Origin of the sequence: Vibrio sp. 2096 (assembly GCF_033339595.1) — a bacterium.
GTDB classification, from domain to species: domain Bacteria; phylum Pseudomonadota; class Gammaproteobacteria; order Enterobacterales; family Vibrionaceae; genus Vibrio; species Vibrio alginolyticus.
Genome location: NZ_JAWOUX010000008.1, coordinates 79,705 through 99,510 on the forward strand (window position 1 = coordinate 79,705; position 19,806 = coordinate 99,510).

At 45.0% G+C, this 19,806-nt stretch carries 18 protein-coding genes; 8 read left to right on the top strand and 10 right to left on the bottom strand.

Translation table 11 applies throughout. The features are described from left to right. Positions 1-92 precede the first annotated feature (92 nt). Together treR and gmhB are read right to left on the bottom strand one after the other, a co-directional pair. A complete protein-coding gene (treR, locus tag R7Q41_RS15870) occupies positions 93-1,040 on the bottom strand; it encodes a trehalose operon repressor TreR (RefSeq protein ID WP_005381960.1) in 948 nt (315 codons plus the stop codon). A 74-nt stretch (positions 1,041-1,114) separates the two neighbouring features. Then, positions 1,115-1,666 carry a D-glycero-beta-D-manno-heptose 1,7-bisphosphate 7-phosphatase gene (gene gmhB, locus R7Q41_RS15875; RefSeq protein WP_054729997.1) on the bottom strand — a complete coding sequence of 184 codons (552 nt, stop codon included), beginning with the start codon at positions 1,664-1,666 and terminating at the stop codon, positions 1,115-1,117. A 341-nt stretch (positions 1,667-2,007) separates the two neighbouring features. Between gmhB and metN the strand changes: the two genes are divergently transcribed. From metN to R7Q41_RS15890, 3 genes are read left to right on the top strand one after another with little or no spacing between them, the layout of a single operon-like run. Beyond that, positions 2,008-3,042 (top strand): methionine ABC transporter ATP-binding protein MetN, encoded by a 1,035-nt coding sequence (gene metN / locus R7Q41_RS15880; protein ID WP_005381962.1) that lies wholly within the window; start codon positions 2,008-2,010, stop codon positions 3,040-3,042. After that, positions 3,032-3,709: a methionine ABC transporter permease gene (locus R7Q41_RS15885; RefSeq protein ID WP_005381964.1), complete on the top strand. Its 678-nt coding sequence runs from the start codon at positions 3,032-3,034 to the stop codon at positions 3,707-3,709. The genes metN and R7Q41_RS15885 overlap by 11 nt, the downstream gene beginning before the upstream one ends. A 32-nt stretch (positions 3,710-3,741) precedes the next feature. After that, positions 3,742-4,551 (top strand): MetQ/NlpA family lipoprotein, encoded by an 810-nt coding sequence (locus R7Q41_RS15890; protein WP_005381966.1) that lies wholly within the window; start codon positions 3,742-3,744, stop codon positions 4,549-4,551. Positions 4,552-4,677: 126 nt separating this feature from the next. On the opposite strand, the gene R7Q41_RS15895 is transcribed toward R7Q41_RS15890, so the two are convergent. Further along, the gene (locus R7Q41_RS15895) at positions 4,678-5,454 is read right to left on the bottom strand and encodes a Zn-ribbon-containing protein (RefSeq protein ID WP_005383605.1); all 777 of its coding nucleotides are present in this window, start codon (positions 5,452-5,454) and stop codon (positions 4,678-4,680) included. 2 nt (positions 5,455-5,456) lie between these two features. Next, the gene (gene syd / locus R7Q41_RS15900; RefSeq protein ID WP_213874897.1) at positions 5,457-6,002 is read right to left on the bottom strand and encodes a SecY-interacting protein; all 546 of its coding nucleotides are present in this window, start codon (positions 6,000-6,002) and stop codon (positions 5,457-5,459) included. A gap of 108 nt (positions 6,003-6,110) precedes the next feature. Here syd and queF point away from each other — a divergent pair, with 108 nt between their 5' ends. The 5 genes from queF (at position 6,111) to xni (ending at position 13,576) form a co-directional block, all read left to right on the top strand. Next, positions 6,111-6,956 (top strand): NADPH-dependent 7-cyano-7-deazaguanine reductase QueF, encoded by an 846-nt coding sequence (queF, locus tag R7Q41_RS15905; RefSeq protein ID WP_005383608.1) that lies wholly within the window; start codon positions 6,111-6,113, stop codon positions 6,954-6,956. A gap of 164 nt (positions 6,957-7,120) precedes the next feature. After that, complete coding sequence (locus tag R7Q41_RS15910; RefSeq protein ID WP_017635678.1) at positions 7,121-9,403, top strand: tetratricopeptide repeat protein; 2,283 nt, start codon at positions 7,121-7,123, stop codon at positions 9,401-9,403. A 98-nt stretch (positions 9,404-9,501) separates the two neighbouring features. After that, positions 9,502-11,067 carry a sensor domain-containing diguanylate cyclase gene (locus R7Q41_RS15915; RefSeq protein WP_005381978.1) on the top strand — a complete coding sequence of 522 codons (1,566 nt, stop codon included), beginning with the start codon at positions 9,502-9,504 and terminating at the stop codon, positions 11,065-11,067. A 291-nt stretch (positions 11,068-11,358) separates the two neighbouring features. Then, a complete protein-coding gene (gene ppnN / locus R7Q41_RS15920) occupies positions 11,359-12,735 on the top strand; it encodes a nucleotide 5'-monophosphate nucleosidase PpnN (RefSeq protein WP_005383611.1) in 1,377 nt (458 codons plus the stop codon). Between the two features lie 58 nt (positions 12,736-12,793). Next, a complete protein-coding gene (gene xni, locus R7Q41_RS15925) occupies positions 12,794-13,576 on the top strand; it encodes a flap endonuclease Xni (protein ID WP_005381982.1) in 783 nt (260 codons plus the stop codon). 108 nt (positions 13,577-13,684) lie between these two features. Here xni and rlmM read toward each other — a convergent pair whose 3' ends face one another. From rlmM to R7Q41_RS15955, 6 genes are all read right to left on the bottom strand, one after another. Beyond that, positions 13,685-14,776: a 23S rRNA (cytidine(2498)-2'-O)-methyltransferase RlmM gene (gene rlmM / locus R7Q41_RS15930; RefSeq protein WP_017820611.1), complete on the bottom strand. Its 1,092-nt coding sequence runs from the start codon at positions 14,774-14,776 to the stop codon at positions 13,685-13,687. Continuing rightward, positions 14,773-15,171: a DUF423 domain-containing protein gene (locus tag R7Q41_RS15935; protein WP_047010151.1), complete on the bottom strand. Its 399-nt coding sequence runs from the start codon at positions 15,169-15,171 to the stop codon at positions 14,773-14,775. The genes rlmM and R7Q41_RS15935 overlap by 4 nt, the downstream gene beginning before the upstream one ends. Continuing rightward, positions 15,161-15,784, bottom strand: a complete 624-nt coding sequence (locus tag R7Q41_RS15940) for an alpha/beta fold hydrolase (protein WP_318144574.1) — start codon at positions 15,782-15,784, stop codon at positions 15,161-15,163. The genes R7Q41_RS15935 and R7Q41_RS15940 overlap by 11 nt, the downstream gene beginning before the upstream one ends. Next, on the bottom strand, positions 15,765-16,685 hold the full coding sequence (locus R7Q41_RS15945; RefSeq protein WP_005383616.1) for a transcriptional regulator GcvA: 921 nt from the start codon (positions 16,683-16,685) through the stop codon (positions 15,765-15,767). Before R7Q41_RS15945 ends, R7Q41_RS15940 begins: the two co-directional genes overlap by 20 nt. A 510-nt stretch (positions 16,686-17,195) precedes the next feature. After that, entirely contained in the window at positions 17,196-18,644 is a 1,449-nt protein-coding gene (gene thiI / locus R7Q41_RS15950; protein WP_042521212.1) for a tRNA uracil 4-sulfurtransferase ThiI, read from the bottom strand. A gap of 211 nt (positions 18,645-18,855) precedes the next feature. Continuing rightward, entirely contained in the window at positions 18,856-19,803 is a 948-nt protein-coding gene (locus R7Q41_RS15955) for a flagellar motor protein MotB (protein ID WP_318144575.1), read from the bottom strand. Positions 19,804-19,806: the final 3 nt, after the last annotated feature.

Consider the following 19,806-nt stretch of genomic DNA (forward strand, 5'->3'; position numbering starts at 1 on the left):
TTGCCATTCGAAGACAAAAAACAAAATGGGAACAGTCCCATTAATTGAGAATGATCACAGTATAATTTTAGAGCAGATCGTTTTAGTGTGGATTAACAAACGATAGGCTGTTGAGTAAAGTGAACCACTTCCTCATCGCCATTTAATTGATTGATCAGCATGTTAGCGGACTTCTCACCTGCAAGGGTATAACCTGGGTCGACACTAAATACTTTAGGGAAAAGGAAAGAGAGCAATTCATTACCACCAACACCTGTCACAACCACGTCTTCACGTCCTAACTCTTGAAGACGCTTAATCACGCCCAACGCGATAGTGTCACTGGCGCACACGATGGCCTGAGTATCAGATTGAAGGACTTTGTCTACCAACTGATAAGCACTTTCATGGCTCAACTTACCCGTTTGGAAACAAGGTGCAATTTGCTTGCGTTGACACCAAGCTTTATAAGCATTTAGACGAGCTAAGCCAGTGGTTTTGTCTTCAGGATCAACACCAATATAAGCAATGCGAGATAAAGATTGCTGCTCAAGGTGAGACAAAGCCATGTCTATCACACCTTGGTTATCGTAGTTGATCGAGGAAACCATTTGCGTGTCCATCGCGATCACGACGATACGATTCCCCCACTCCGCCAATGCTCGCTCATCACATCCAGTAAAGCCAAACACGATCACCCCATCGACGTTGCGACGTTTAAGCACATCCAAATGCTCATTGGTTTTATCGCGATCGAATTGGCTTTCCATGATCACCGCATCATAACCAGCGGAATACAAAGCATTGAGCATGGTACCAACGGCGCGATTTTCTGATGGTGAGTCTAAACGGGAGATGATAACCCCAATGACTTTTTGGCTGCCACCACGCATCGACTGCGCCGACTTTGATGGGACGTAGCCTGATTCACGAATGATTTGCTCTACCTTCTCACGCGTTTGCGGTTTTACCTTGGGATCGTTAGTAAGCACACGGCTTACTGTTGATTTGCCCACGCCTGCCAATTTTGCGATATCAAGAATGGTGAGTTTTTTGCTCATAAGTGTTCAGATTAAAAGAAGGAATCAAACAAAAGGGAAGCAGTGGCTTCCCTTATCTCAGTCAGTAATGAAGATTACTTGTTTAAGTACGCAGGCACATCTGCAATGCTATCTAATACTACCGTTGCAATGGCTTCGCCCTGTTCCGTTACTGGCTTACCAGTGCGAACCAAAATCTTAGTGCCAACGCCTGCCGCTTCTGCTGCCATCATGTCTTCAGCTTTATCGCCGATCATCACAGATTTCTCCATGTCGATCTTCAAGAAGTCACGCGCAGAAATGAACATGCCTGGTTTTGGCTTACGGCACTCACAATCTTGCTTGTACTCGCCAATGCCATGTTCTGGATGATGTGGACAGTAATAGATACCATCGAACTCAACACCTTTATCAGCAAAGTTCCAATCCATCCATTGAGTCAGAGACAAGAAACGGTCTTCACTGAATTTACCGCGTGCGATGCCCGATTGATTCGTCACTAACACTAGAAGGTAGCCTTTATCTTTTAGCGCTTTCGTCGCTTCAAATACACCATCAATGTACTCAAAATCATGTTCGTCATGAACGTAGCCGTGGTCAACGTTTATCACGCCATCACGATCGATAAAAACAGCAGGTTTTGCCAAAACGTATTTCTCTATTAACTCGGTTTAATCAGATTATTACATACCTTATAAACTTCAACACTATCTAATTCATTCTAGGCCTCGACAAAACGGTTGATTTGTTGGGCAAGAATCGGTAAATCTGAGGGTGCCCCGCCGTCTACCTCCTGCTTGTTATCTATACATCTTCGTTTCAAAACAGAACATCCATACATTTAGACGTCTAGACGTAAAAATATCTATTGACTTCATTCTGCTTAACCCATAGCATCAACTGAAAATTGAGATAAAGCTCAACATTAAGTTCTGTCAAAGGCCGTTTTTGACAGCGAAGTTCCCCGTATCTTTGGGCAGGTTGAAACATGATAGAAATAAAAAACGTCAATAAAGTGTTCTACCAAGGCAGTAAGGAAATCCTTGCCCTGAAAGACATTAACCTACACATCGACAAAGGCACCATCTTTGGTGTTATCGGTTCATCAGGTGCTGGTAAAAGTACGCTGATCCGCTGTGTCAACATGCTAGAAGCACCGACCTCTGGTTCCATCATCGTTGATGGTGTGGATCTAACCAAACTCAGTAAAAAACAACTAGTCGAAACACGCCGTAACATTGGCATGATCTTCCAGCACTTTAACCTGCTTTCGTCTCGTACTGTGTTTGATAATGTGGCATTACCCCTAGAACTGGCAGGTAAAGACAAATCGCAAATCACAACAAAAGTAACTGAGTTGCTAAAGCTTGTAGGCTTAGCCGACAAACACGAGAGCTACCCATCTAACTTAAGTGGCGGACAAAAACAGCGTGTGGCAATTGCTCGTGCATTGGCATCCGATCCTAGCGTGCTGCTTTGTGATGAGGCCACTAGCGCACTAGATCCAGCAACAACTCAATCTATCCTTGAGTTATTGAAAGAGATCAACCGCAAACTCAACATCACGATTTTACTTATCACTCACGAAATGGAAGTCGTAAAAAGCATCTGTCACGAAGTAGCAATCATCGGTGGTGGTGAGCTGGTGGAAAAAGGCACCGTTGGCGATATTTTTGCGCACCCTAAAACAGAGCTAGCACACCAATTCATTCGCTCAACGCTGGATCTTTCCATTCCTGAAGATTACCAAGCACGTCTGCAAGCAGAGCGTGTTGATGGCAGCTACCCGTTGGTTCGCTTAGAGTTTACTGGCGCAACCGTCGATGCACCGTTAATGTCGCAAATTTCTCGTAAATACAATATTGATGTGAGTATTTTGAGTTCCGACCTTGATTACGCTGGTGGCGTGAAATTCGGCATGATGGTCGCAGAGCTATTTGGTAACGAAGAAGATGACAACGCAGCTCTTGAATACCTGCGTAAGCACAACGTAAAAGTAGAGGTACTTGGTTATGTCCTTTAATACGATTTCTGAATGGCTGAGTTTAAACAGCAAACTACTTTTAGGTGCAACGTGGGAAACGCTTTACATGGTTGCGGTTGCCGGATTAGTCGGCTTTGCTGTGGGTATTCCATTAGGCGTAATCCTCCATATTACTAAGAAAGGCGGCCTACTTGAAAACACCAGCCTAAATAGCGGCTTAGGCGCTATCGTTAACATTGGTCGTTCTGTGCCATTCCTCGTACTGATGGTTGCGATTATTCCAGTGACAAAAATGCTGGTTGGAACCTTTATCGGTACAACCGCAGCAATCGTCCCACTGACTATTGGCGCCATTCCTTTTGTCGCTCGTCTTATTGAAGGTGCTTTATTAGAAGTACCGACAGGCTTGGTGGAAGCAGCGCAGTCAATGGGGGCGACACCAACACAGATCATCACAAAAGTTCTACTACCTGAAGCAATGCCGACTATTGTTAACTCAGTAACGATTACCTTGGTCACTCTCGTTAGCTACTCAGCTATGGCGGGTACGGTAGGCGGCGGCGGCCTAGGCGACGTAGCCATCCGTTACGGTTTCCACCGCTACGATGTAACTATCATGGCCGTGACTGTCGTGATGTTGATTGTTCTAGTACAGATTATTCAGTCTATCGGCGACGCAGTGGTGCGCCGTGTAGACCACAGATAAGCATCAAAAATACAAATTATAAGGAGATAAAGATGAAATTTAGCCTTAAAGGTCTTTTGACTGTAGCAACGGCCGCCTCTGCTCTTGCTCTAGCGGGTTGCGGCGACAAAGAAGTAGACGTAAACAAAGTAAAAGTTGGCGTTATTGCTGGTGCTGAAGCACAAGTAGCCGAAGTTGCCGCTAAAGTAGCAAAAGAGAAATACAACCTAGACGTTGAGCTAGTAACATTTACCGATTACGTAACACCAAACGCCGCTCTGGATGATGGTTCAGTAGACGCGAATGCGTTCCAGCACAAACCATACCTAGACCAACAAGTGAAAGACCGCGGCTACAAACTGGCTATCGCGGGTAACTCATTCGTTTACCCTATTGCTGGTTACTCAAAGCAAGTAAAATCAATTGATGAAATTCAAGATGGCGCACGCATCGCAGTACCAAACGACCCAACGAACCTAGGTCGCTCACTACTGCTTCTTGAGCAACAAGGTTTGATTACGCTACGTGATGGCGTTGGTCTACTCGCTACAGTACGTGACATCGTAGGCAACCCTAAAAATATCGAAATCATTGAACTAGAAGCCCCACAGCTTCCACGTTCACTGGATGACGTAACGCTATCTATCATCAACACCACTTACGCAAGCTCTATCGACCTATCGCCAGAGCGTGACGGCGTGTTCGTTGAAGATAAAGACTCACCATACGTAAACCTAATTGTCGCTCGCGAAGAAAATGTTAATGCGCAAAACGTACAAAACTTCGTAAAAGCTTACCAAACGGAAGAAGTTTACGAAGCGGCAAAAGAGCTGTTCAAAGGCGGTGTTGTGAAAGGTTGGTAATCCCACTTTTCAAAACATGACCGAAAACAACGTTCTAAACATAAACGTTCTAAACCTAAAAGGGCTGATGTGAAAACATCAGCCCTTTCTATTTGTCTATCCGCCCATTTAAGTAACTTCAATTCGCTACTTAAGGTGGTCCCAAGAGATGTTGGAAACGATTCGGCAGTCATCACACTTAAAATGAAATATGTCATGTAGTGGCTCATCGAGTAGCCACTCGCCATCGCATTTTGGACACTTGCGCGCTTTCTCGCTCTCCAGCGACTGACCTCCGACACGATACTGGTAATAGTACGTAGGGATCTTCGTGATGTATTCGATACGGCCACGTAAGTCCCAACCTCGGCGAAACAGCACACTATCCACATCGCAAATTTCGTGCAGCGCCGCATGTTCCGCTCGGCAACCCCCTGCCATTTGGATTTCATCACACGCTTGCCACTCAGTCTGCCACTTAATGACGGCTTTATGGTCTCCATTAAGTGTTGGCTCATTACGATACAAAGGAATTGGCAACAGGGTTTCACCACTTCGCAAAGGCGAACACGTATGAACATAAGTCGTGTACAACACTTGCCAGCTAGGTGTCTCTTCTTCGGCTGCTTGTTCTGAATTCAAATCACGCCCCAGCATACGCATTTTCGGAGCAAGCAAAGACGCATCCGACAAACGGTTCATGCACACTTTGACGAAATCTGAGTGATAACGTGGATGCAAGCTGTCTTGTTCTGGGCAAACAACACGAACGAAAAATTCACCTTCTCCCATCACTATCGGGAATTCACGACCTAATACTTGGCCGTTGTAACGCAGAGCATCCATCAAGCCATTAATGGCTTTGTCTACCGCGCTGACGGTGGTGTTATCAAAACACTCAAACTGCAACTCAACAACATACATACTTAGACGGCAGCCTCTAACTTATTCAAGAACTCAACCAATGAATCTGCCAATACATCACGTTTAGAGGTGCCCAAACGCTCTAGAATCACATTGCCAGTGAGGTTACAAATAGAAATCACATCCATTTCCTCATCTGTCGCTGCGATAAATACTGTTGGTTTAAGTTTCAAGCGGCGCTGAGTCACCAAATGACCAAGAATATTTTCTTGTAGACGCACGAAATCGTCATCGCTCCACACTTGCAGCAGCGTCAACGAATTACCTTGCCAAGTTGCCTCCATATCGGCGCAGTATTGAGAACCATAAAAGGCTTTAACATCATCTTGTAGTGACAACTCAATCGCATTTTCCACATTGGTGAAATCGGCCATTTCATCACGTGCGACCGCTTTCCAAAGCACCTCTCCATCACGCTTCTCTTCGACACAAGGAGAAACAAGATCTGCAAGCTCTTCACTGCTTGGCAACTCATTGTGCTTAGCTTGCCAAGCTTGTTGGTAGCGCAGGCTGAACTCTTGTAGCGCCTGAGTAACGTTTTGGGTCATGAAGGTCTCCTCATTCCTTATTTATCAGATAGCCGTACTTGCCGGATGGCAATTGACCAGCGGATTCAGTAAAATTCTCGCCATTCTAATCGAAAACGACCACAAAGTATGAGCAAATATTCTGACGCTAAAGAGCTTGCTGGCCTAACACTAGGTAAAACGACCGAGTATGCGAACCAGTATGACCCAAGCTTGCTGCAACCAGTCCCTCGCAGCCTGAACCGAGATGACCTTCAGTTAGGCGATACTCTGCCTTTCATGGGGCACGACATTTGGACGCTGTATGAACTGTCTTGGTTAAATAGTAAAGGTTTACCACAAGTGGCCGTTGGCGAAGTATACATTCCAGCCACCAGCGCAAACTTGATTGAATCGAAGTCTTTCAAACTGTACTTAAACAGCTACAACCAAACCCGCTTTGCAAGCTGGGAAGAAGTGACTGAGCGTTTAACACAAGACCTTTCTGAATGCGCAGGTGAAAAGGTGCTGGTTGAGGTGAATCCAGTGACCCACTATACCAATCAACCTATCGTAACAATGGACGGTGAATGTATTGATGACCAAGACATTAACATCACCAGTTACGATTTCGATGCCGATTTGCTTGAAGGTGCAGCAGGTGAAGTACAAGTTGAAGAGGTGCTACATAGCCACCTATTGAAATCAAACTGTTTGATCACTAACCAACCCGACTGGGGCAGTGTAGAAATTCGCTACCAAGGCGCAAAAATAGATCGTGAGAAGCTGTTACGTTACTTAGTGTCTTTCCGCGAGCACAATGAGTTCCACGAACAGTGTGTAGAGCGTATTTTTACGGATCTAATGAAATACTGCCAACCAAGCAAACTGACCGTATTTGCCCGCTATACGCGCCGTGGAGGCTTGGATATCAACCCTTACCGCTCAACGGAACAAGATAAGCCAGCTCACAATCACCGTATGGCTCGTCAGTAAGCGCATAGGCAACAGAAATAAGTTCGGCAATCTAAAGGGTTGCCGGACGTTTTTATTGTCCAAGCATGTTACTATATCAAATGGCTTCAACCCGCATTTAAACGGCTAATTGAGGCTTTTCGCCGTTATCGCCATATCTAAAAACAGTTCGAGGGAACGAAAGGATGTTTTGGGACAGTTCGCGTCTATTCAAGTTGATTGGCTTTCTTTGCTTGCTGTTTGTACAGCCACTTCATGCAACCATTTTATCGTCCGCGTTACTCAACGAAGCACAACAATTGGCGGAAATAGAGCCATCACAAGCAAAACAAGCGGCAACCAACTATTTGTCACAGCGTGAGCTAACAGAACGCAAAGAAAGTGACAGCCCTTCAGCCATGTCTCGCGACGAAACAGATCGTAGCGTTCGCACACCAAGCAGCACCATCGAAGCGCACAAGATTATCGCTCAGGCAGATTACGCCATGGGTAATGTTCGTTCGGCTATCGAGCACCTAAATAAAGCGGAACGCTTAGCGCAAGAATATCAATTGCCGTACATGGACTTAGATCTACAGCTGATGCGCAACCAAATGATTTGGATGTACGACGAAAACTACTCAAAAGCGGAAGACACGCTTAACCAAATTGAACAACAGCTCGATGAAGCCGATGCCGTATTACAACGCACCGACAGCGTTCGCTACCGACTAGTGATGCAAAGAGCACTCCTCGCTTCACATAGTGGCGATATCATTAAAGCGGAAAACTTGTACTCTGAAGCAAAGACCATGCTTGACGATAGCCGCTCTGAGTTAGCCTTGATCGACTACTACACTGCCGTCGGCGAGTTTTACCTCAATAGCAAGAAGTACAATTTGGCTTTGTCAGAACTGCTATACGGTTATTGGCAATCTATTGAAAGTAACAGTGGTGCAAGATTAGCAAAAGTGAATCGCCTTTTGGCTAGGCTCTTCCAGGAGCGACGAGTGTACGACAAAGCGATCGAATACTTATCTCAAGCCGCAGATTTTTATGACTCCTACCCTAGCTCTCCGATCCTAGCGGACGTCCTAGAGCAAATGGGCGACATCTACTTTTATCAGGGTAAGTTTAACCTTGCGTTAGTGCATTACTTCAACGTGCTTGACCATGAAAGTACCAGTAAGAACATCAATAGAATCATTAAGATTCGCTTAAGCTTGGCGGCTACCTACCTACAACTCTATAACTACGCGCTAGCAGAGCAGTACTTAGACCGCTCTAAAGAGCTTTTAGAATACACCAATATTCCTAAGCTTGAAGCAAAGGCTGCCCTGCTTCAGTCAGGTCTGGCTTATCATCAAAATGACAGTAAAGACGTCATTACTAATGCAAAGCTGGCGTTAGCGCTTGCTGAAAAGTCACCTGAAAATAACAACTTCATTAAGCAGCAGTCATACCGTTTACTTGGGTTGGGTTACGAGCAGGCAGGCGAATACAAACTTTCTCTGCAAGCTTATAAAAAATACACCAACCTCGTTCGTCTAGAACAAAAGCAGCTTAACCAAATCAGTGAAGATGCGTTCCGTCAGCAAAAAGAATTTGCCGAACAAACCATCCATTACATCGGTCAATCAGAACGCTTAGAGCAAGTGGAAAGAGAGCATCGTAAATTCCAGAAAATCTCATTTGCATTGTTTATTACTGTATTGGTCATGTTTTTGTTCATTATGCGCCGCGGTGTCATTATGCAGCGCCAAGCAAGTGAAATCGAAAAACTGCGTAACGACCTCTTCACCCACTCTCGCTCTCGTTTACGTAACTTGCGTATGCTGAACGTTAAGCTGTCTCGCTCATTGAAAAAGTCGAGCGAAACTTTCGAGCAATGGCAAATGGGTGAATTGATCCACGAACCACTTAATGATCGCCTACGCTTTGTTATGATCGATTTGCCATTCTTACGAAGCATGTACGTCCATAACGGCTATAAGGCAGGTCTAGAACTAGAACGTGCATTTGGCGACTTCCTTGCGGAAAAAATAGAAAAACCGTCGCGTCTTTACCATTTCTCAGATGCGAACTTACTCTACATAGAACCGAACGCTGACCGTGATGCTTCTGCCGAAGTCATGTTCGAAAAATTCCAGACTTGGGTGGATGAGTTCGCACAGCAGCACAACGTCAATCGTATTATTCGTATGGGCATCAGTGATTATCCGTTCTTACCCCGAGCCTACACTGCAATTAACGATGAGGAATTACTCGATCTGTTGTTGCTTGCGACTCACATAGCACGAGAAGTCAGCTTGAAGGATAAGCAAAGCCACTGGGTGTTCTTAAAAGCCATCGATAATGCGCCTGCTGCTAGCTTTGCAACAGGTAACATAAGAACTGCCTGTCAACATGCCATTAGCCAAGGCCTGATCAAGATCCATTCGTCCTACAAGAATGAGGACGACATCAAGAAAATATTAAAAAATGGATAATTAAACGCCTGTTGAACGTAATAACTAATGACGCTATAAAGTTTTTTGTTATTATCAGATAATTGTCAGTAGTACATGGACTTAACCGTAGTCACTTCATGGGAATCTTGGAATCCGATATTCAGTCGCAGCTGCATCAGCTGAGTTGTCAACTTGACCAACTCAGACTGACTCATCGTGATACTTCACTCAAATTCAAACGTGAACAACAAGTTCTTAAACGCGTTGTGGCATCATTGTCTTCAGCTTGCCAGGGTTCGAATACTCAGGTATCCAACTACCTATTTGAAATCCAACAAGAGCTGCAACATCAAAAAGATATCAGCACTCTTATCCCGCGTTTAGCGGTATTAGAGAGGATGCTCAAACAGCAGTCGAAGACGATGGATAAACAGAACGGTTACCTTGACGAACAAATCAAGCACAGTGGTGAAACACTGCAACGTGTCACGGGCTTACCTGCGCAGTTAAAACGTGAACTACGGAACCTGATGAGTTTCTCTGAAGTTCACGCCAGCAATAAAGCTGATCAAGCCACTAAGCTACTGAGTATTTACGAACGCGCTCTGAAAATCATCACGTCTAATTCACGTCTACATCTTAGTGAATTTGAAAACAATCCCGACAGATCTCAGCTTGAGTGCTTAGCCAGCGACCTCCAACATACTATTACAGAGCTGGATTTCGAGGGAGAATCAGGCGATAGATTGCTGGATATTCGCGCTAAGTTGCTCCTTGGCGTGAGTGCCGAGTCTCTCATTGAGCTTACGCTCTCAACGCTGAAATTGGTTGTCGAAGCAACAAAGTTCGAGCGCGAGGCGTCTAGCCAATTCCTTGATCAGCTGAACACTTCTCTCGCAAGTAACCTAAAAACCGTTCATCAGAACGTCGACCAGCATCATACCTACTTTGAACACCGCCAAGAGCTCAACACAGAAATGAACAGCTTGGTTGAATTAAGCCAAAAGTCACTTAATCAAGCTCAAGATATCGCGGTTGTGAAAAAAGAAATCACGCCTCTTCTCGAAAAAATGGCGTCGCTGACAGAGCGACTGAAAATGACGGAAGAGCGAGAGCAAGCGCTGCAAGAACGGTTAAGTTACAGTAAGAACCAACTCGAAGCGGTATTTGAAACTACGCAAGATTATCGTCGACGCTTAGATGACCAAGCTCAGCGTATGTTGCTCGACCCGCTGACTAAAGTTTATAACCGCACTGCATTTAACGATCGACTAGAGCTAGAGTATCGCCGTTGGATTCGCTCTCAGCAAAACCTTCGTGTTGTGCTGTTTGATGTAGACAATTTCAAAGCGGTGAATGATAGCTATGGTTATACGGCTGGCGATAAAGCGCTGAAGATTATCGCTCGTACTATTAACAAGCGCGTATCAGAAACGGAAACAGTGGCTCGCTTTGGTGGCGAGGAGTTCATTCTACTCGTCCCGGAACAATCTGAAGAATACACACTGGATCTGATTAAGCATATCCAGCGTGATATTAGCCAATTACCCTTTAAGTTCCGTGAGCAAAATATCATGATTACCTTAGCTGCTGTATCGACGTCTTTCAAAGAGTCCGATACGCCAGAGTATGTGCTCGATCGTCTTGGCAAGATGCTTGCGGACGCTAAAAAACGTGGAACAAACCAGCTTAACTGGAGCTAGAATTCGTACAAAAAGCGAGCAAACAAACCAAATTTGGTGCAATCTACGCTTTATAACCACCCATTTTCAACGAGTTATCACATTTCTTCCCTTTTAGTCTGCTAAGCTGTAAAAACCCAAGTCACTTCAAGATGATGTATTTATAAAAGGCAAATGTATCATCTTGAGGTTGCTTGGGAGTTGATAACCATAAAACCAAATCGGCCAACTACCTTTCATCAAACCATACGTATAACACCAAAAAGGTAAGTTGGTACTTTCCCTCAAATTAATGCAACACAAGGAGGCGTTATGATTACCCATATAAGCCCCGCTGGTAGCATGGACTTGCTATCTCAACTAGAAGTAGAGCGCTTAAAGAACACAGCCTCGAGTGAACTTTATCAGCTGTACCGTAATTGCACATTAGCGGTGTTGAACTCCGGTAGCCATACCGATAACTCGAAAGAACTGCTCGATAAATACCAATCGTTTGATGTCAACGTCGTGCGTCGTGAGCGTGGTATTAAGCTTGAGCTGACTAATCCGCCAGAGCACGCTTTTGTTGACGGCGAAATAATTAAAGGTATCCAAGAGCATCTGTTCTCCGTATTGCGTGATATCGTTTACGTAAACATGCATTTGGCAGACGCCCAACGGCTCAACCTTACTAACCCAATTCACATTACGAACCTCGTATTCGGCATTCTTCGTAATGCAAGAGCATTAACTCCAGGTATCGCACCGAATCTTGTCGTATGTTGGGGTGGTCACTCTATCAATGGAGTGGAGTATCAGTACACACGTGAAGTGGGTAACGAACTGGGCCTGCGTGAACTTAACATCTGTACAGGTTGCGGCCCTGGCGCAATGGAAGGGCCGATGAAAGGTGCAGCGATTGGGCACGCAAAGCAACGTTATACTCAGCAACGTTATCTTGGTTTAACCGAGCCCTCGATTATTGCGGCCGAGCCACCAAACCCAATAGTAAATGAACTGGTCATCATGCCCGACATCGAAAAGCGCTTGGAAGCCTTCGTCCGTATGGCTCATGGTATCGTTATTTTCCCAGGTGGCCCGGGCACAGCGGAAGAGCTACTGTACATTCTTGGCATCATGATGCACCCGGATAACGCCGATCAGCCAATGCCTATCGTATTAACAGGACCAAAAGAGAGTGAAGAGTACTTCCGCTCTATTGATGAGTTCATTCGCGACACACTTGGTGAGGAAGGGCAAAAGCACTACGAGATCATCATTGACGACCCGGCAGAAGTCGCTCGTATTATGAAACGCTCCATGGACTCGGTACGCCTTCACCGAAAAGAGAAAGGCGATGCGTACAGCTTTAACTGGTCATTGAAAATTGAGCCAAACTTCCAACTGCCATTCGAGCCTACTCATGAGTCGATGGAACAATTGGATTTAAGCCTAGATCAAGAACCGCAAGTTTTAGCGGCCAACTTGCGTCAAGCCTTCTCTGGCATAGTGGCAGGTAACGTAAAGGCTGAAGGTATTCGAGAAATAGAACGTAGAGGGCCTTTCACCATTCATGGAGACGCAGTCCTCATGAAAAAACTCGATAAGTTGCTAAAAGACTTTGTCGAACAGCACCGAATGAAATTACCTGGCGGTTCAGACTACGAACCGTGTTATCGAATCGCTCACCCGGAAATTGGTGGTCGATAGTCAGGCTAGCATTCGTTACACTAGGGGCATTACGCCCCTTTTTTATTGCTAAGTCATTATGTCTATTCATCTTGTTATCATTGATGCCCTAAACCTGATCCGCCGAGTGCACTCAGCACAACCAGATCCAACCGACATAGCAAGAACCATAACCACAACGCAAAGAACCCTCACTCGCATTCTGTCAGAGGCCAACCCGACACACATCATCGCAGTTTTTGATCACCACGAACAAGACAGAGGTTGGCGCGCTGAAATTCTCCCTGACTATAAGCAAAACCGAAAACCAATGCCTCTGCCACTACTGCAAGGGTTAGATGCGATTCAACAAGCGTGGTGGGAGCAAGGTATTGATTCATTGCTGTCTGAAGGCGATGAAGCAGATGATTTGGTTGCTACACTCGCAACGAAAGTGGCCAGCCATGGTGAAAAAGTCACCATCGTTTCGACTGACAAAGGTTACTGCCAGCTACTTTCCCCTACCCTACAAATCCGTGATTATTTCCAACATCGTTGGTTAGATGAACCATTTATCGAAAAAGAGTTCGGCGTAAAACCAAGTCAACTAGCGGATTACTGGGGATTGACAGGGATAAGCTCTAGCCAGGTTCCGGGCGTACCTGGAATTGGCCCGAAAGCAGCGAAAGAGATTCTCACTCAGTTTGAGAGTATTGAAGCTGCCTACGCTAGTGAAGATCTCGTACCGAAATACCGTAAAAAATTGGATGAGCACATTGAGTCTGCTCGTTTATGTAAACGCGTCGCCGCTTTAAAGTGCGATATCGAACTAGGCTTTAACTTGCAAGATATTCGCTTTTTAGGGCCAAACAAAGCGGAGTAGTGCCCGATGGTAGTTTCACACCATGAAACCCTCAGATATTAAAAAAGCGCCATTTGAAGGCGCTTTTTCTATTCTAATCACTATCCCCAAAAGACTCAGGGAATAAAGTTAGTAAGGTGAAATATTCGACAGACATTGGATATGAATCGTGATTTCTTCACGATCATGATACAAATGTTTAGCTTGTAGCTTGAACTTTACCTTATTATCAATGAGGAACTGCTTCAGATTTTCAAGGTCTTGCAGCACTTCGTCATAACGCCCTTTCATTGGCAGCTTAAGGTTAAAGATAGCCTCTTTTGCCCAACCTTTTAACAGCCACTGTCCCATCAGGTGAGCAACACGAGCTGGCTTTTCCACCATGTCACAAACAATCCATGTTACGTTCTTGCGGTCTGGTTCGAACTTAAAGCCATCCACCATATGGTGTTTGATCTGGCCAGTTTCCATCAAACTGTCTGCCATCATGCCGTTATCAACGCAGTGAACGAACATTGAGCGCTTCACTAATTGGTACGTCCAACCGCCTGGACATGCACCTAAATCCACACCCCACATACCTGGTGCTAAACGCTCATCCCACTCTTCACGTGGAATAAAGACATGAAATGCTTCTTCCAGTTTAAGTGTTGAACGACTTGGAGCGTCTGCTGGGAATTTAAGGCGAGGGATACCCATGAAGAACTGTGAGTTGTTGTCAGTGTAAGAGTAACCAACGTAACAGTGGCCAGGCTCAACAAAGCAAATGTGCAGTACTGGTTTTTTCGCGTTATCTTTGTTCAGCATTAAGCCTTTGCCGCGCAACGCTTGACGCATTGGGACGGTAAACTTACGGCAGAATTTCAGTAGCTCTTTCGCTTCATTTGTATCTGGCGTTTCAATTCTCAAATCACCACAACGAGGGAATGCTTCGATGTCTGCTAGTTCATTCAAAATTGGACTAATTCGGTCATCACTTGGCAACGATTGAAACTCAGCTGCTACCGCAAACATTTGTCGAGCAAAAATTAAAGACTTAAAGTCTAAACCTCTCGCAAGTTTGTCGGCATCTCCATCTTGGTAACACTCGAAGACAACATAACCTGAGTTTCTCTTCACACGAGGGAAGCCATACACTTCCAACTGTGTCGCTTTGTCCTGAATTTCACCAGCACACTCTTTCTCAAAGCCAGAACGGCAATAGAGCATTAGTTGTTTCACTTGGAGACCTCTTTGATATTGAACGCAGCAAAAAAGAACAGACACCAACCAATCATGAACAGTAATCCTCCCACAGGAGTAATTGGCCCAAACCACTTAATGCCCGTCAGCGCCAGCGCGTAAAGACTGCCGCTAAAACAAAAGATGCCGATAATAAAGCAAATCGCCGCAATGAAAAAATATTTTTGTGCTTTTTGTCCCAAATTGAGCAGAAGCAGAATGGCACAAAACACAATCGCCAACGTGTGAATAAATTGATACAGAACTCCGGTCTCAAATACACCGAGCAAATAAGGGGCCAGTGTCGCTTTTAGCCCATGAGCAGCAAATGCTCCAAGAGCGACCGAAAGCAGCCCAGACAGACCAGAGAATGAGAGTAACCACTTACTTTTCACTGTACACCTCTTTTATAAACGCCGATAACTGCTCTATCGCGAGTGCAATGTTACCCACTTCAGTATGACCTGAGCTCTTGCGCGGTTTGAAGCTGTGATCACCATCAGGTAAAAAGCTCACCGTTACTTGTGACGAAAGGACGAAATCATCGAATTCCTCACGCTTACCAAAGGTGTCTCGTTCCCCTTGCAGAATCAGCGTAGGTTTCTCAATGGTTGCTAAGTGCTCGCCTTTGTATTTCTCTGGCTTTCCTGGCGGGTGAAATGGAAACCCTAAACAGGCAATGCCCGACACCAGCTCATTTTCAGCCAACAAGCTCGACATACGACCGCCCATTGACTTACCACCAATAACCACGGGAGAAGAAGTAAAGTGAGCGATCACTTCGCTGTATGCTTCGAGCAACTTTGGCGCGCGATCGGGCGGACGCTTTTTGCCATCTTCCGAACGTTTCACCATGTAAGGGAAATTAAAACGCACTACACGAATACCTTGCTCCACTAATCCTTTGGCGACCGCTGTCATGAAATCATGCTCCATCCCCGCACCTGCGCCGTGAGCAAAAATAAACAGCGGTCCGTTTTCAGGTCCCTCAGCTATCCAGTGATTCATCCAATACTTCCTCTTGTTCTTTTCTCGCGGTTGCTAACATCCAGTCTCTAAACGTTGCGATTCGGCCCATATCTGCCTGCTGTTCATGACACACCACATAGAATGCATTCTTAGATATCAACACCTCGTCGAATGGTGCAATGAGTCGTCCGGCTTCCATTTCAGGTTTGGCGAGTACGTTGTTACCGAGCGCGACCCCCTGACCGTGCGCAGCAGCCTGTAGCACCATCGTTGAGTGACTAAAAATAGGACCGTGGTTTACGTTGATGCCTTCAATGTTGTAATGACGAGCAAACTGCTTCCAGTCTTTACGCGAAGTATCGTGTAACAAAGTATGTAATTTGAGGTCACTTAAAGATTCTAATGGTTTGTTACCCAAAAGTAATGAAGGTGAACAAAGTGGGATCAAAAACTCTTGGTACAATTTATCTGCTCGCAAACCTGGCCAGTTCCCACGGCCATAGTAGATCGCCACATCAACATCATCAGTCAGTGAGCCTTCATCCATATCTACGGCTTTAATACGTACATCGATATCGGGCTCTTGAGCATTAAAATCGGCCAAACGAGGTACAAGCCATTGGATAGCAAAACTCGGCGGTAGGCTAATCGTCAATGCCCCTTTTTCGCTACGTTCCAACACCTTATCTGTCGCTTCCGCAATCGAGGTGAAAATATCTTTGATATCGAGAAAGTAACTTTGGCCTTCTTCTGTTAACAACAAAGAACGATTACGTCGACGGAAGAGCTTCAATGATAAGAACTCTTCAAGCGCTTTAATCTGGTGACTGACCGCGGCTTGAGTAACAAATAACTCTTCTGCTGCTCGTGTAAAACTGAGATGACGAGCAGCCGCTTCGAAGACTCGAAGCGAATTTAATGGAGGCAATCTGCGAGACATATGGGACCTCTAATAGGATTAGTTTTTTTAATCTGAAACATTATAAAATGTCCGTTGTCGAACAGCCAGATAAATTCTATATTTCACCCCGCAACACGGGCCTGAACGGCTTGATTTCTTTGGAAATCAATTGGCTTCGTTGTTGCGATGTTGTGTTTGCAAACTCGTATTTCGAGTTAGGTAGATTTCTACCATAATGTTTTGTCCACACTCCCTGTGACAAAACATATACTTCCTGTATTTATTTTTGACCTGTCTGTCAAATTTGTTACACCGCCTAAGTTAGGCGGTGTTTTTTTATCTATCAAAAATCTCATCCGCATATCTGGCAGCAATATCACTTTATTACTCTTCTTTCGGATTAATTATCGTTATATCAACACAAAGTGTATGGCTTTGCGATAAGCCTCAACATTATGCTAAGTAATGGTTGTCTGTAACGCGATCAAAAACAAAAAAGGCGCAAATTGATGTCTCAATTTGCGCCTTTTAACGTATTTTAACAGTCAGCTATGGACGGTAAACTTTTACGTTGCTGAAGCCTTGCTCTTGCAAGTAAAGCGCTTGCAGACGGCTCATCACACCGCGGTCACAGTAAAGTAGGTATGTCTTAGACTGGTCTAAGTCACCAAACTGTGTACCCAGCTTGTAGAAAGGGATATGTTTCACATCCACACCTTCGATTTCAAGTGGGTTATCGTCTTCCTCTTCAGGACTACGAATATCTAGCACAACCGCGTGCTCTTCTATCGCTTGAACTTGCTCTACTTCTGGTGCGGCTTGCTCAGACTCTTTCGCAATATCACGAATGTCCATCATGCGAGCTTCTTGAACCACTTGCTCAAGGATACTAAAGTCGAATTTCTCTTCTTCAGCTTCTAGCTTGCCTTTCACCGCTTTCACGGTTGGCTTCTTAGAGATAACACCACAATATTCTGGCATTGTCTTCGCGAAATCTTCTGTGCCGATTTCACGTGCTAGATTGATGATGTCTTCTTTATCCCAGTTGATAAGTGGACGCAGAATCAGCGTGTCAGTTACGTTATCGATGTGGCGTAGATTGGTTAGCGTTTGGCTCGATACTTGACCTAGCGCTTCACCTGTTACCAATGCTTCGATCTTCATCTTCTGAGCGATCATGCCTGCTGCACGCATAAACATACGCTTCAAGATCACGCCCATTTGGCCGTCATCGACTTTCTCTAGGATTTCCGCAACCACAGGCTCGAAATCAACTGAGATAAAACGTACTTTTGCTGAAGAACCGTATTTGTTCCATAGGTAGTGAGAAACCTGCTTAACGCCGATTTCGTGTGCTGGACCACCTAAGTTAAAGAAGCAGTAATGTACTTTTGAACCACGCTTGATATGAAGATAGCTTGAAACACCAGAGTCGAAACCACCCGAGATCAGGCTTAACACGTCTTCTTGCGTACCCAGTGGGAAACCACCTAGGCCTTTATGACGAGACAATACTTGGTTTAGCTTGTCGTTCGAGACTTCTACCTTGATCGTCACGTCTGGGTTTCGTAGCTTAACACTAGCGCTTTCAATCGCTTGATTTAAACCACCGCCTACATAACGCTCTAGTTCAATAGAGGTAAAGTCATGCTTGCCACGACGCTTCGCACGTACAACAAAGGTTTTATTTTCGAGTGCAGCACGGTTGAGTTCTAGTACTTGCTCGAAGATATCGTGCAAGTCTTTAAATTCAGTTTGCTTCACTTCCAGTACGTGGTGAATGCCTGGTGTATGAGTCAAAACCTCAAGAACTTCAGCGTGGAATTCGTTACTCTCAGAGGTCACTTCAATGTGATCACGACGGTTAAATACCGCGACAGACTCCGTGCGGCTCTTAATGATGTTACGAATGTTGCACTCTAAAATCTTTGTGAAGCGCTTACGCACAGATTCACTTTTTACAAAAATTTCTGGATGGGGCTTTACAATAAATTTCATAGTCTAATTCGCAGGTTAGTTTCGCAATCAACAAAGAGTGACACTCAACTTCAATACTTCATACGCAGTAAAACCGCGTTTCAGTCACAAAAAGTAGTCTGAGCTCACTTTTAAGGCGCAAGATTATACACCCAAGCGGATTGGAAAAACAAAAAAAGCGAGCAATCTGCTCGCTTTCTTATCTCTTTACTGACTTAAAACTAAAGCCTAGTTATTGAATTACCGGCACTTCTTCACTGTAGAGAGGCTCGCCTTGCATAATGCTGATTTCAACCCGTCGGTTAAGCGCGCGATTTTCATCAGAATCATTCGGTAACAAGGGTTCCGTATCCGCCATGCCTCGTACTCTTAAACGTTGATGAGAGAAGCCTCTCACTTTCTCCATCTCTTGCGCGACTGATACTGCACGCTGAGAAGAGAGATCCCAGTTAGAACGATAAAGTTCCGAGTCTAGCGGTCGATTGTCTGTATGGCCAGATACTCGCACAATGCCTGGCACGTCTTTTACTAGCTCTGCAATCTGACGAACTAAAGGACGAAACTTAGGCTGCAAGAAGGCCGAACCTTCTGGGAATGCACCTTTTTCACGCATACGTATAACAATCTGCTGACCGAGGTTTTCAACTTCAATGGCGCCTTGTTCAATCTCTCGCTCTAAGGCTTTCTTGATGCTTTCCATCAAGGTTTCCATCTCTTGCGACATCTCTTTAGATTGCTGTTGTTGCATGTCCGCTTCGGCAGAATCATTGTTTTGAGTTGACGTTTCTGGCGATTGCCCACCCGTTAACTTGCCTTCATCACGTTTTGTGCCACCAGCTCGATCAGACTCCCCTTCATGAAATTCGAGCGTCTGCTGAGTGATGTCCATGGTTTGCTGCATGATGACATCAATCGGAGTTGGTTCCGGCCGACCCGGTCGAAACTCTTGGGCAATAATGCTAGTACCTTTGGGAATGTCTTTCACTTCAAGCTGATTTTGCACACCGAAGGCAAATTTCATTGATCCTGCAATTTGTTTGAACTTCAGTACATCCATCTCAGAAAACGAGAGCAGAAGAACAAAGAAACACATCAGTAGCGACATCAAATCTGCGAATGTCCCCATCCATAACGGGAGGCCAGGTGGCGGACAATCGCATTTGTTATCTTCATCATCCATCAC

Bases quoted from the DNA above. Each gene is read 5' to 3' on its own strand.
- R7Q41_RS15895 (WP_005383605.1), bottom strand. From the start codon at position 5,454: ATGTATGTTGTTGAGTTGCAGTTTGAGTGTTTTGATAACACCACCGTC.
- R7Q41_RS15910 (WP_017635678.1), top strand. From the start codon at position 7,121: ATGTTTTGGGACAGTTCGCGTCTATTCAAGTTGATTGGCTTTCTTTGC.
- R7Q41_RS15915 (WP_005381978.1), top strand. From the start codon at position 9,502: ATGGGAATCTTGGAATCCGATATTCAGTCGCAGCTGCATCAGCTGAGT.
- thiI (WP_042521212.1), bottom strand. From the start codon at position 18,644: ATGAAATTTATTGTAAAGCCCCATCCAGAAATTTTTGTAAAAAGTGAA.
- xni (WP_005381982.1), top strand. From the start codon at position 12,794: ATGTCTATTCATCTTGTTATCATTGATGCCCTAAACCTGATCCGCCGA.
- R7Q41_RS15945 (WP_005383616.1), bottom strand. From the start codon at position 16,685: ATGTCTCGCAGATTGCCTCCATTAAATTCGCTTCGAGTCTTCGAAGCG.
- metN (WP_005381962.1), top strand. From the start codon at position 2,008: ATGATAGAAATAAAAAACGTCAATAAAGTGTTCTACCAAGGCAGTAAG.
- queF (WP_005383608.1), top strand. From the start codon at position 6,111: ATGAGCAAATATTCTGACGCTAAAGAGCTTGCTGGCCTAACACTAGGT.
- R7Q41_RS15940 (WP_318144574.1), bottom strand. From the start codon at position 15,784: ATGAATCACTGGATAGCTGAGGGACCTGAAAACGGACCGCTGTTTATT.
- R7Q41_RS15890 (WP_005381966.1), top strand. From the start codon at position 3,742: ATGAAATTTAGCCTTAAAGGTCTTTTGACTGTAGCAACGGCCGCCTCT.
- R7Q41_RS15885 (WP_005381964.1), top strand. From the start codon at position 3,032: ATGTCCTTTAATACGATTTCTGAATGGCTGAGTTTAAACAGCAAACTA.
- R7Q41_RS15955 (WP_318144575.1), bottom strand. From the start codon at position 19,803: ATGGATGATGAAGATAACAAATGCGATTGTCCGCCACCTGGCCTCCCG.
- treR (WP_005381960.1), bottom strand. From the start codon at position 1,040: ATGAGCAAAAAACTCACCATTCTTGATATCGCAAAATTGGCAGGCGTG.
- ppnN (WP_005383611.1), top strand. From the start codon at position 11,359: ATGATTACCCATATAAGCCCCGCTGGTAGCATGGACTTGCTATCTCAA.
- syd (WP_213874897.1), bottom strand. From the start codon at position 6,002: ATGACCCAAAACGTTACTCAGGCGCTACAAGAGTTCAGCCTGCGCTAC.